The following is an 11652-nucleotide window of genomic DNA, read 5'->3' as shown; positions in this document are numbered from 1 at the left end:
GTTGGTGCAAATTAATTTGGGGGGTGGGGATGTCCGATCTGGCTTCTTTTTCCAAACTCGCGCGCTCAAACGCGCAACTTCCAGTAAACGTCTATTTTGATCAAGCCCTGTTGCAGCGCGAGATCAAGCAGCTATTCCAGTCAGGTCCGCATTACGTCGGCCATGAGCTGATGGTGCCCAATGTCGGCGATTTTGCCACGCTTGTTGCCGAGAACGAAGGCCGCATGCTGGTCCGGAACGCGGACGGGATAGAACTGATGTCCAACGTATGCCGCCACCGGCAGGCGCTGATGTTCAATGGCCGCGGCAATACGAATAATATCGTCTGCCCGCTGCACCGCTGGACCTACGACCTGAAGGGCGAGCTGATAGGCGCGCCGCATTTTGCCGACACGCCCTGCCTGAACCTGTCCCGCACGCCGCTGCAAAACTGGAACGGCCTGCTGTTCGAACAGAACGGTTATAACGTGATGGAAAAAATGGGGCAGCTCAGCGTCACCAAAGACCTGGATTTCAGCGGCTACATGCTGGACCACGTCGAAGTGCATGAGTGCGACTATAACTGGAAGACTTTCATTGAAGTCTACCTGGAGGACTACCACGTCGAACCATTTCATCCGGGCCTCGGCAGTTTTGTCGCCTGCGAAGACCTGCGCTGGGAATTCGGCGCCGACTACAGTGTACAGACCGTAGGCGTCAACAGCGGCCTGCTGAAATCCGGCTCGCCCAAGTACAAAGCCTGGCAGGAACAGGTGCTGAAGTTCCGCAATGGCGAGGCGCCTCCCTATGGTGCGATCTGGCTTACGCTGTATCCCAACATTATGGTGGAGTGGTATCCGCACGTGCTGGTGGTGTCCACGCTGTGGCCGCAGGAAACCGGAAAGACCAAAAATGTGGTCGAGTTTTACTACCCGGAAGAGATCGTGCTGTTCGAGCGCGAGTTCATCGAAGCCGAGCGCGCCGCCTACATGGAAACCTGCATTGAAGACGACGAGATCGCGCAAAGGATGGACGCCGGCCGCCGCATCCTGCTGGACCGCGGCGTCAGCGAAGTCGGCCCTTACCAGTCGCCGATGGAAGACGGCATGCAGCATTTCCACGAGTGGTACCGAAGTAACATCCAGTTTTAATTTTTTGCGCAGGAATTCGGGGAAGCTGGTCTTCCCTTTATTTTTGCGTGTTCCCCGTTGACGAACTCAGGCCCCAGAATCATGCAATCGCTGTGGATGCTCGTAGCCAGTTTCCTGTTTTCCATCATGGGCGTTTGCGTCAAGCTGGCGTCCGACTACTATTCCACCGCCGAGATCGTCGCCTACCGCGGGGTCATCGGCATGGCAATGATCTATGTGCTGATCCGGCTGCAGGGCGGCACGCTGCGCACCAGCCTGCCTTTCCATCACTTGTGGCGCGGGTTTATCGGCGTGGTGGCGCTATGGATGTGGTTTTTTGCCATCACCAAGCTGCCGCTGGCGATGGCGGTGACGCTGAACTACATGTCGCCGGTCTGGATCGCCGCCATCCTGTTTGCGGGTGCCTGGTGGCACGGTAAAAAGAAGGTGGACATGGGGCTGGTCGTGGCGATCGTGCTCGGGTTTACCGGTGTGGTGCTGCTGTTGCGTCCGAGCATGCACGAGGACCAGATGCTGGGAGGCATCGTCGGGCTCGCGTCCGGCATGCTGGCGGCGCTGGCTTATATGCAGGTACGCCAGATGGGCCTGATGGGCGAGCCGGAATACCGCGTGGTTTTTTATTTCTCCGCCTCATGTCTGGCCGCCGGCCTGCTGGGGTCGCTGCTGGCAGGCGCTTTTACCGCGCCCGAAAGTGTGTCTGTCTGGCATCATCACGGCATGAAAGGCTTCCTGCTGTTGCTGGTTATCGGCTTTACCGGCGCCTCGGCGCAAGTGGCGATGACGCGTGCCTACCGGCTGGGCAATACGTTGGTAACAGCCAACCTGCAATACGTGGGGATTGTGTTTTCCAGTGCCTGGGATGTATTGTTATGGCATGATGTCCTTACGTGGACCAGCTGGCTGGGAATTGCGGTCATTTTAGCAAGTGGATTGACAGCAACATTTTACAATTCTAAAAATAATAAGCCGGCAATAGCCTCGGACCCCATCAGTTCGGAATGAGGCCACTTGCTTCGTTATGCTCAGGGAAAGCCTGTAACGTGAGTATGAGGAGAACAGATGTACACCACACTGATTTCAGCAGCAGACCTCGCAAAAAATATAGAAAAACTGCAATGGGTAGTGCTGGACTGCAGGCATGACCTGGCCGATACCAATGCCGGCCAGAAAGCCTACGATGCCGGCCACCTGCCCAATGCGCGGTTTGCCCATCTGGACAACAAGCTGTCCGGCGCCAAGGCCGCGTCCAACGGTATTTTTCACGGCCGCCATCCGTTGCCCGACAAGCAGGAGTTCATCCATACGTTGCGTTCCTGGGGGGTGGACGATTCTTCCCAGGTCGTTGCCTATGATGCGCACGGCGGCATGTTTGCCGCGCGGCTGTGGTGGATGCTGCGCTGGGTCGGGCACAAGGGCGTGGCAGTGCTGGACGGCGGCATCGCAGCATGGACCGCTGAGAAGCTGCCGCTGACGGACAAGGTGCCGGGGCCGGTACGCGGCGGCATCAACGCCAAGACCAGCCTGGTGCCGCAAGTCAACGTCGCCGACGTGCTGGGCAACCTTGCGACGTCTTCACGCACGCTGATCGACGCGCGCGCGCCTGACCGCTTCCGCGGCGAAAACGAGACGATAGATCCGGTCGGGGGGCATATTCCCGGCGCCAAGAACCGTTTTTTCAAGGACAATTTGCAGGCGGACGGCCGCTTCAAGTCCGCAGAGCAGTTGCGTTCCGAGTGGAGTGTTTTCCTGCCGGATTCAGCCAAATCCATCATGCAGTGCGGGTCGGGGGTGACGGCTTGTCATAACCTGCTGGCGCTGGAAGTGGCGGGTTTACCGGGAGCCGCGTTGTACCCCGGTTCGTGGAGCGAATGGAGTTCCGAGCCGGCGCGGCCGGTGGCGACAGGCAGCGAAAGCTGAGCGGCCAGGCGACAGTCCTATCCCCATAAAGCATCAGGGCGGCAATGGCCGCCCTGATGCTTTCAGAGTTCTACCGTTCGTATGGTCCAGAAATCCGCCGCCAGGTTGGATTCCAGCACGTAGTCATACGGCACGGTAAAGTAGCCCTTCTTGCCCCAGGCATCGCCCCAGGAATTCATGACGGTGAAACGCTGCGTCTTGTCGTTATAGCCGACCGCCAGCACTGCATGGCCGCCCACCAGGCCTTCTTTCTTGCCCGGCATTTTCAGGTTGCCGCTGGCTGCCACTGCATCGGACTCAAAGCTGTCGTACACGGTCAGTCCGAATACAAAAGGGTGGCCGCCGGCCAGGCAGGCGCGCAAATGCTCCAGGTCCTGCTTCAGCCGCTGGTAAGCCACTGCCTGATGCTGCAGCGCTTCCGCATAGGCAGCCTTGGATGGCTTTGTCGCATACTTTTTGGCGACATACGGCCAGGCGTTTTCGCGGCACACGCCCTGTTTGGCAATGCTCTTGATGGCGTCCCGGATCTGCGCGCCGTGGTTTTGCCTTTCAGTGCCTATCATTGCGCGCGCATTGTAGTGAACAAACAGGCGCGAAGGCAGGAAGTGCGTGCCGCCCTGTTTCATCTGGTCGTAGCGGTGCGCATTGCAGACTGCGTGCGACGTGCAGCTGCCGATTTTCTGGCCCTGGTTCAGCACCGGCGGGCAGAAGGGCCGCAGGTTAACCTTGGCAGGCAGCGCCGCGCCGGGCAAAGCAATAAAACCGTGATCCCTGTGGTCCGGCAGATCCGGAACCCAGCCATAGCCTGCGACTTTGTTTTGCACGTCTTTTTTCCTAGTGGTTGTGACGGGTGACAAACAGCACCAGCGCGACGCCCACCGCGATCAGGATGACTTGCGGTATGGTTTCTCGCATAGTGGCCCGGCGCTGCATCTGCGGCATCAGGTCGCTTAAGGCGATGTAGATGAAACCGGAAGACGCCAACACCAATACATAGGGTATCAGGTTGCTGGCATTGCCCAAAGTGAAGTAGCCGAGCAGGCCGCCGATCACCGCCATCAGGCTGCAGATCAGGTTGTACATATAGGCGCGCGCGCGGCTGAAGCCGGCATTCAGCAGCACGATGAAATCGCCTATTTCCTGCGGGATTTCGTGCGCGATGATTGCCAGTCCGGTAACCAGGCCCAGCTTGGGATCAGCCAGAAAGGCGGCGGCGATCAGGATGCCGTCGGTGAAGTTGTGCAGGCCGTCGCCGACCAGAATCATCCAGCCGGCTTTACCGGCCTCGTGCGCGTCATGGCCGTGCTCATGATGGTGGCCGTCGCCTTCATGATGGTGGGAGTGGCGCAGGATCGCAAATTTCTCCAACAGGAAAAAGGCCAGCAGGCCGCCCATCAGGCAGCCGAACAGCGTGCGCGGATCGGCGCCGGATTCAAAGGCCTCCGGCAGTGCATGCAGCAGCGATGTGGACAGCATGATGCCGACCGACAGGCTGACCATGCGTTCCACCACCTTGGACAGCAGCGAAAAAGAAAAAATGGCTGCAGCACTAATGCTCAGCACGCCGGCAATGGTGGTTGCCAGCAGGATGGATAGCAGCGTGGAATGAATTTTAAACCTCTATTTGATCAATCAATGCAAACGAAATGCAACTCGGTTGCAAATTAGAACACAGAGCGAGGATTTGAGCAAATCCAATCCGCTTCAACGACAAAATCCAGGGTAGCCGTTACCCAGCTTTTCCGGCTCACCCCGGGCGTTTCAGCGTCAGGCTACGCCGTGCGATTTGAACCAGGCCAGCACGCGGTTCCAGCCATCCTTGGCATCCGCTTCCACATAGCTGGCGCGGTAATCGGCATTGAATGCATGGCCCGAATTCGGATAAATGACAAACTCCGACTTGTTGCCGGTCTTGGCCAGCGCGGCCTTCATTTTTTCCACGGTGTCGACCGGGATACCGGTATCCTTGCCGCCGTATAGCCCCAGTACTGGCGCCTTCAGCGTCGGTGCGATATCGATGGGATTGGTCGGCGATAAGGCGGAAGGCTCGCCGACGATGCGGCCATACCACGCGGCGCCGGCCTTGATCTGCGGATTGTGCGCAGCATACAGCCATGTGACGCGGCCGCCCCAGCAAAAGCCGGTAATGGCCAGTTTGTCGGTATTGCCGCCATTCGCCTTGGCCCACGCCACTACGGCGTCCAGATCGCCCATGACCTGCGCGTCGGGCACTTTGGATACCACTTCTTTCATCAGTTCGGCGATAGTGCCGTATTTGCTGGGATCGCCCTGGCGGATGAACAGTTCCGGCGCCAGCGCCAGGTAGCCTTGCTTGGCGAAACGGCGCGCCATGTCGGCGATATGCTCGTGCACACCAAAGATTTCGGAAATCACCAGCACGACCGGCAGGTTGGTCTTGCCTTCCGGCTGCGCGCGGTACACAGGCACGTTCTGGCCGTTGACGACCACGTTGACTTCGCCCGCGGTCAGTCCCACGGTATCGGTCTTGACAACAGTCTGCGCGCAGATGGGCATGGCCGCAGCAGCAAAGCCCGTACCCATGGCGACCTTGATAAAGCTGCGGCGGTCTATGCCCTCGTCCGTGCCGGATTTGCCTACCAGACTGTCGAAATCTTGCTGTTGCATGCCTGTCTCCTCATGGTGGTTTACTTGAGTGCGCCCCGGATTGCATTCCATGGCCGCACCGCGTTGAAAATACCGCAATAGCATAACGGAAATTGGCGAAAAGTGAGCAAATTGAAAATTGTCATGGGCAAGTGATTTTATCGGCCACGGAATGTCTTTGAATTCTTTAATTTCTGTCTTGACTGAAATTAGAGAATTACCTAAGATGAGGTCATGGAACTTACACCTGTCAAACAGAAATTTATCCTGCACTGGGGCGAAATGGGCACGCTGTGGGGTGTGAACCGCACTGTCAGCCAGATTCACGCACTGCTGTATATCGTCGGCAAACCCATGCAGGCAGAAGAAATTGCAGACACGCTGGGCGTGGCCCGCTCTAATGTGTCCAATTCCCTGAAAGAGCTGCAGAACTGGAAGCTGGTCAAGCTGGCCCATATCATGGGCGACCGCAGGGCGCATTTTGAGACTTCGCTGGATGTCTGGGAGCTCTTCCGCACCGTTGTGCGCGAGCGCAAGGAAAGGGAATTCAGTCCGACTATAGACACCTTGCAGCAGTGCCTGGATAGTCCGGACATCAGGCAGGAAGACAAGGAAACCCAGGCCCGTATCGCCGAAACCCTGGCGCTGATGAAGACCGTGACGACCTGGACCGACGAAATGCTGAGGCTGGAGCCGTCGACGCTGATGAAGCTGCTGAAGATGGGGGCAAGCGTGCAGAAGTTTGTGCGGGGTGAGAAGAAGTAAGAGTAAAAAAAAGAACGAAAAAAAGGGGGTATTGCATGCCTCTATTTTTAAAACAGAACATTTCTGTCGTGACTGAAATAACAGAAAAAATCCTGAAAAAAATAATAAGGAAAAACAGATGCGTATCCTCGTATGCGGCGCCAACGGCTTCGTCGGCAGGCACATGGTGCAAATGTTGTCGATGGCGGGACACCAGGTGGTCAGCGGCGTCCGCGTCATCAACAAAAGCCCCGACATCGCCATCGACTATATGCGCGACCATGATGTCCAGGCCTGGCTGCCGCGCCTGCGCGATATGGACGCAGTCATCAACGCCGTGGGAATACTCGGCGAGAGCGAAGCCGCCAGTTTTAATGCAGTACACCGTGACGCTCCGAAAGCGCTGTTTGCCGCCGCCGCCATCGCCGGCGTGCGTGTGATCCAGATATCCGCGCTGGGCGGTGCGGACGAAGCAGCGGACCCGGCGGCGCTCACGCCGTATATGCGCAGCAAGCGCGAGGCCGATGCCGCGCTGGTATCCGGGCCAGGTCGGTGGCTGGTGCTGCGGCCATCGCTGCTGATAGGCGTGGATGGCGCCAGCAGCCGGCTGTTCCGCAGCCTGTCCAGCCTGCCGGCCATGGGTTTGCCCGGCAATGGCGGACAGATGCTGCAGCCCGTGCATATCGACGACCTGTGCGGGGCCGTGGTCCAGTGGCTGGCGGAGGATGGCGACAGCGCCGTCGTCAATGCGGTTGGACCCGCCGCGATCAGCTACAAGGCAATGCTGGAAACATACCGCCAGCTGATGGGCTTGCCGCCCGCCGCCTACTTTCCCATTCCCATGCCGATGATGCGCGCGGGCGCATGGCTTGCCAGGCTGCTGCCGCAAAAAGTATTTACGCCCGATACACTGCGCATGCTGCAAGACAATAACGTTGCCGATGCCGGCCGGTTTGCTGCATTGCTGAAGCATGCGCCAATAGCGGGTGACACCTGGTTTGCGGTTGCCTCGGCAGAAAGCCTGCGCGCGCAGGCGATGGCGGACTGGAACAACGCGGTATTCCGCATCGCGCTTGCAGTGCTGTGGCTGGCAACCGGCATCCTGTCGCTGGGCGTGTATCCTGTGCCGTCCAGCCTGGAATTGCTGGCGCCTCTGGGCTTGCACGGGAACATTGCGGTTGCCGCTTTATACGCCGCCGCGGGGTTTGACATCCTCATGGGAGCCGCTTGCCTGTTCTACCCGCGGCGCGGTCTGTGGCTGCTGCAAATGGCAGTAATACTTGCCTACACGGCGTTGATCACTGTCTACCTGCCGCAGTTCTGGCTGCACCCGTTTGGCCCCATCCTCAAAAACATTCCGGTCCTTGCGATCCTGGTGGTGCTGTATGCGGGCGAGCGGGCCCGCCCCAGGCTGGCGACTGCACCCGCCGCTTGAAAGGGGAAAGCATGAACACCTACCTGTTGCTTAAAACCGTACATATCCTGTCTTCCGTGCTGCTGGTAGGCACAGGTTTCGGATCCGCGTTTTACATGTTCTTTGTCAATCGCAGCAAGAGCCTGGAAGCGCAGGTCGTCGTTGCACGCCTCGTGGTGCTGGCGGACTGGATATTTACAACGCCCGCGGTCATTGTGCAACCCGCCAGTGGCATCGCAATGGCGCACATGGCAGGCTGGCCTCTGGCCAGCGGCTGGCTGGGCTGGTCCATCCTGCTGTATGTGGTGGCGGGGCTGTGCTGGCTGCCGGTGGTCTGGCTGCAAATCCGCATGCGCAGGCTGGCTGAACTGGCCTATGCCAGCGGCAACGCCTTGCCGGATGTTTATTGGCGCTATGCGAGATACTGGGAGCGTCTCGGTTATCCGGCATTCATTGCGATGCTGGGCGTGTATTTCCTGATGGTGAACAAGCCGCCTTTATAGGGGATGAGAGCGGCTAGTCATGCCGTCTTATCCGGCCGGGTTGGTGCTGATGCGTTTGAGCCGCTGCCCGTGTATGCCCCACAGGCAATCCTCGCCGTCGACGGCGCCGCACAGTGCCCAGCCGGTGCCGACTTTCTGCACGCCCACAGCGATGCCGAGTTCGGCCGCCAGTTTTTCACTCCAGAGGCTGGCGGAGCCTTTGCCCTTGAATAATTCCTGTCCCTCGAATATCACCGTTGCGTCGAACACCGGCGCGGCAAAGATTGTCATCATCGTATTGTCTTCTTCATGTTTTTGTTCGGAAAGCTGCGCATATAGCCTGGGGCCAGGCGATATGCGCAGCGCACGGAATTGATTTTCCTTAATGCGCCTCATCCCAGTTCTTGCCCATGCCGACTTCGGCCAGTAAGGGCACCTTCAACTGCGCGACATTCGCCATCAGTTCCGGCAGCTTCTGTTTGACCAGTTCCAGCTCGGCATCGGGCACTTCCAGCACCAGTTCATCATGCACCTGCATGATCATCCGGGTTTGCATCTGCGTGCTTTCCAGCCAGCCCTGCACGGCGATCATCGCCAGCTTGATGAGGTCGGCGGCAGTGCCCTGCATAGGTGCATTGATCGCCGCGCGTTCCGCGCCCTGCCGGCGCGGGCCGTTCGGAGAATTGATTTCCGGCAGCCACAGGCGGCGGCCGAATACGGTTTCCACGTAGCCCTGCGCCTTGGCCTGCGTGCGCGTGTCGGCCATATATTGCGCCACGCCCGGATAGCGCATGAAATATTTGTCGATATAGCTTTGTGCGGCGCTGCGCTCTATGCCCAGGTTGCCGGCCAGCCCGAATGCGCTCATGCCGTAGATCAGCCCGAAGTTGATCACCTTCGCATAGCGCCGCTGCTCGCTGCTGACTTCGGTGGTCGGTACGCCGAAAATCTCTGCCGCAGTGGCGCGGTGAATATCTTCGCCCTGTTCAAATGCGCGCAGCAGGCTGGCGTCGCCCGAAATGTGCGCCATGATGCGCAGCTCGATCTGCGAATAGTCGGCGGAAATGATGGCATTGCCCGGCCCGGCGACAAAGGCTTCGCGGATGCGCCGGCCTTCGGTGGAGCGGATAGGAATATTCTGCAGGTTGGGGTCGTTGGACGCCAGGCGGCCGGTAACGGCCACCGCCTGTGCATAGTTGGTATGCACACGGCCGGTCTCTGTGTTGACCATCTTCGGCAGCTTGTCGGTGTAGGTGGATTTCAGCTTGGCCAGGCCGCGGTATTCCAGCAATATCTTCGGCAGCGGATAATCTTCCGCCAGCTTCTGTAGAACCTCTTCGTCGGTGGACGGCGAGCCGGACGGGGTTTTTTTGACGACCGGCAGTTGCAGTTTTTCAAAGAAAATTTCACCCAGCTGTTTCGGTGAATTCAAATTGAAGGGCTGGCCCGCCAGCTCATAGGCTTTCTGTTCCAGGTCCAGCAGCCGTATGCCGAGTTCATTCGATTGCTTGGCCAGCAGGTCCTTGTCCACCAGCACGCCGTTGCGTTCTATTTTTTGCAGGACAACGGAGGTTGGCAATTCTATCTTGCCATAGATGTGCATCAGCTTGTCGTTGCCGTCTATCTGCGGCCACATGGCGTTATGCAGCTGCAGCGTGATGTCTGCATCCTCTGCGGCATAGGCAGTGGCCTTGTCAACCGCGACCTGGTCGAAGCAGATCTGCGATGCACCCTTGCCGCACACTTCAGCGAAGCTGATGGTCTTGTGCGCCAGATGGCGTAGCGCCAGGCTGTCCATGTCGTGCGACTTGTGCGATTCAAACACATAGGATTCCAGCAACGTGTCGTGCACGATGCCTTGCAGGCGCACGCCATGGTTCTGGAAGATGTGGCTGTCGTATTTCAGGTTCTGGCCGACCTTGGGTTTGGCGGGGTCTTCCAGCCATGCCTTCATTTTTGCCAGCACCAGTTCGCGCGACAGCTGCTGCGGCGCATCCGGGTAATTGTGGGCGACCGGGATATACGCAGCGATGCCGGGCTCGCAACATAGCGAGATGCCCACCATCTGCGCTGTCATTGGTTCCAGCGACGTGGTCTCTGTATCGACGGCCGTCAGCGCAGCGGCGGAAATTTTTTCTATCCAGGCGTCCAGTTCCGCCTCAGTCAAGACGGCTTCATAGCGCGTGACTGCCGGCGCCGCCGGTATCTGCGGTGTCTGTGGTGTGGCTCCTGATGCTGCGCCAGTGCTGTCATCGCCGAACAGGCCGCCTTGCGCCGGTCCTGCCCCTGCCAGCGGCGTGGCATTGGCGGTAGGATTGCCACTCAATTCCCTGAGCCAGGTCTTGAAACCGTAGCGGGAATAAAACGCAATCATGCCGTCCTTGTTTTCCGGAACGGACACCAGCGATTCGACGATGGATTTCATGTGGGCGGACAGGTCGCAATCGGTCTTGACTGTGATCAGCACGCGGCCTTGCGGCAGCCAGTCCAGCGCCTGGCGCAGGTTCTCGCCTACTGCGCCGGTGATCTTGTCTGCGTTGGCAATGACGCCATCCAGCGAGTCGTATTGCGCCAGCCATTTGACCGCAGTCTTCGGGCCGACCTTGGAGACGCCGGGGATGTTGTCCACGGTGTCGCCTATCAGCGTCAGGTAGTCGATGATGCGGTTGGGCGGCACGCCGAATTTGGCCAGTACACCGGGTTCGTCCAGTTTTTCATTGCTCATCGTATTGATCAGCATGACCTTGTCGTTGACCAGTTGCGCCAGGTCCTTGTCGCCGGTGGAGACGATGGCGTTCAATCCCCGCTTTACCGCTTCGACTGTGAGCGTACCGATCACGTCGTCGGCCTCCACGCCGTCCACCATCAGGATGGGCCAGCCCATGTGGCGTACTGCTTCATGGATGGGTTCCACCTGCTTGGCGAGGTCTTCCGGCATCGACGCGCGCTGCGCCTTGTATTCCGGATACAAATCATCACGGAAGGTCTTGCCTTTGGCGTCGAAGACACAAGCTATGTAGGCAGCAGGGTAATCAGTGCGCAAACGGCGTAACATGTTAATCATGCCGTAGATGGCACCGGTCGGCTCTCCTTGCGGGTTGCGCAGATCCGGCAGGGCGTGGAATGCGCGGTACAGGTAGCTGGAGCCATCGACGAGTAACAGGGTTTTTTGCATAAGAGTGAAGGCAGGAAAGAGTGGATGTGCGTGGATATAGATAGGCGCCGCGATTGCCAGGCATGAGCGTGTTACCACACTGAAAGCGCGCGAATCATCGCATATATTGACCAATAATGATTATCGCAGAGTTTATCGGCTCCACGGCATGATAGTACAGTGGCA

11 protein-coding genes are annotated in these 11652 nt (G+C 58.6%); 6 read left to right on the top strand and 5 right to left on the bottom strand.

Annotated elements, in window-relative coordinates; genetic code table 11:
• Positions 1–29: 29 nt before the first annotated feature.
• The 3 genes from ACO0LO_RS25395 to ACO0LO_RS25385 all read left to right on the top strand — a co-directional run bounded on the left by ACO0LO_RS25395 (position 30) and on the right by ACO0LO_RS25385 (position 3047).
• Positions 30–1130, top strand: coding sequence for an aromatic ring-hydroxylating oxygenase subunit alpha (locus ACO0LO_RS25395; protein WP_422968683.1), 1101 nt, complete (start codon positions 30–32; stop codon positions 1128–1130).
• 81 nt (positions 1131–1211) lie between these two features.
• Positions 1212–2132, top strand: coding sequence for a DMT family transporter (locus ACO0LO_RS25390; protein ID WP_422968681.1), 921 nt, complete (start codon positions 1212–1214; stop codon positions 2130–2132).
• A 57-nt stretch (positions 2133–2189) separates the two neighbouring features.
• Entirely contained in the window at positions 2190–3047 is an 858-nt protein-coding gene (locus ACO0LO_RS25385; RefSeq protein WP_422968679.1) for a sulfurtransferase, read from the top strand.
• Between the two features lie 62 nt (positions 3048–3109).
• On the opposite strand, the gene ACO0LO_RS25380 is transcribed toward ACO0LO_RS25385, so the two are convergent.
• From ACO0LO_RS25380 to ACO0LO_RS25370, 3 genes are all read right to left on the bottom strand, one after another.
• Positions 3110–3871, bottom strand: a complete 762-nt coding sequence (locus tag ACO0LO_RS25380; protein WP_422968677.1) for a C1 family peptidase — start codon at positions 3869–3871, stop codon at positions 3110–3112.
• Between the two features lie 10 nt (positions 3872–3881).
• Positions 3882–4610: a ZIP family metal transporter gene (locus ACO0LO_RS25375; RefSeq protein WP_422968675.1), complete on the bottom strand. Its 729-nt coding sequence runs from the start codon at positions 4608–4610 to the stop codon at positions 3882–3884.
• A 204-nt stretch (positions 4611–4814) separates the two neighbouring features.
• Entirely contained in the window at positions 4815–5693 is an 879-nt protein-coding gene (locus ACO0LO_RS25370) for a dienelactone hydrolase family protein (protein WP_422968673.1), read from the bottom strand.
• Positions 5694–5906: 213 nt separating this feature from the next.
• Here ACO0LO_RS25370 and ACO0LO_RS25365 point away from each other — a divergent pair, with 213 nt between their 5' ends.
• The 3 genes from ACO0LO_RS25365 to ACO0LO_RS25355 all read left to right on the top strand — a co-directional run bounded on the left by ACO0LO_RS25365 (position 5907) and on the right by ACO0LO_RS25355 (position 8333).
• The gene (locus ACO0LO_RS25365; RefSeq protein WP_422968671.1) at positions 5907–6437 is read left to right on the top strand and encodes a GbsR/MarR family transcriptional regulator; all 531 of its coding nucleotides are present in this window, start codon (positions 5907–5909) and stop codon (positions 6435–6437) included.
• 118 nt (positions 6438–6555) lie between these two features.
• On the top strand, positions 6556–7851 hold the full coding sequence (locus tag ACO0LO_RS25360; protein WP_422968669.1) for an SDR family oxidoreductase: 1296 nt from the start codon (positions 6556–6558) through the stop codon (positions 7849–7851).
• 11 nt (positions 7852–7862) lie between these two features.
• Entirely contained in the window at positions 7863–8333 is a 471-nt protein-coding gene (locus tag ACO0LO_RS25355) for a DUF2269 family protein (RefSeq protein ID WP_422968667.1), read from the top strand.
• 27 nt (positions 8334–8360) lie between these two features.
• Here the strand turns inward: ACO0LO_RS25355 and ACO0LO_RS25350 are convergent, their stop codons facing one another.
• Positions 8361–8606, bottom strand: coding sequence for a hypothetical protein (locus ACO0LO_RS25350; RefSeq protein ID WP_422968665.1), 246 nt, complete (start codon positions 8604–8606; stop codon positions 8361–8363).
• Positions 8607–8694: 88 nt separating this feature from the next.
• A complete protein-coding gene (gene polA / locus ACO0LO_RS25345; RefSeq protein ID WP_422968663.1) occupies positions 8695–11487 on the bottom strand; it encodes a DNA polymerase I in 2793 nt (930 codons plus the stop codon).
• Positions 11488–11652 lie beyond the last annotated feature (165 nt).

This window comes from Undibacterium sp. TJN25 (assembly GCF_049339885.1).
Classification (GTDB): Bacteria; Pseudomonadota; Gammaproteobacteria; order Burkholderiales; family Burkholderiaceae_D; genus Undibacterium.
The sequence above is the reverse complement of the archived record's forward strand: the minus strand, read 5'-3'. Positions and strand labels throughout refer to the sequence as shown.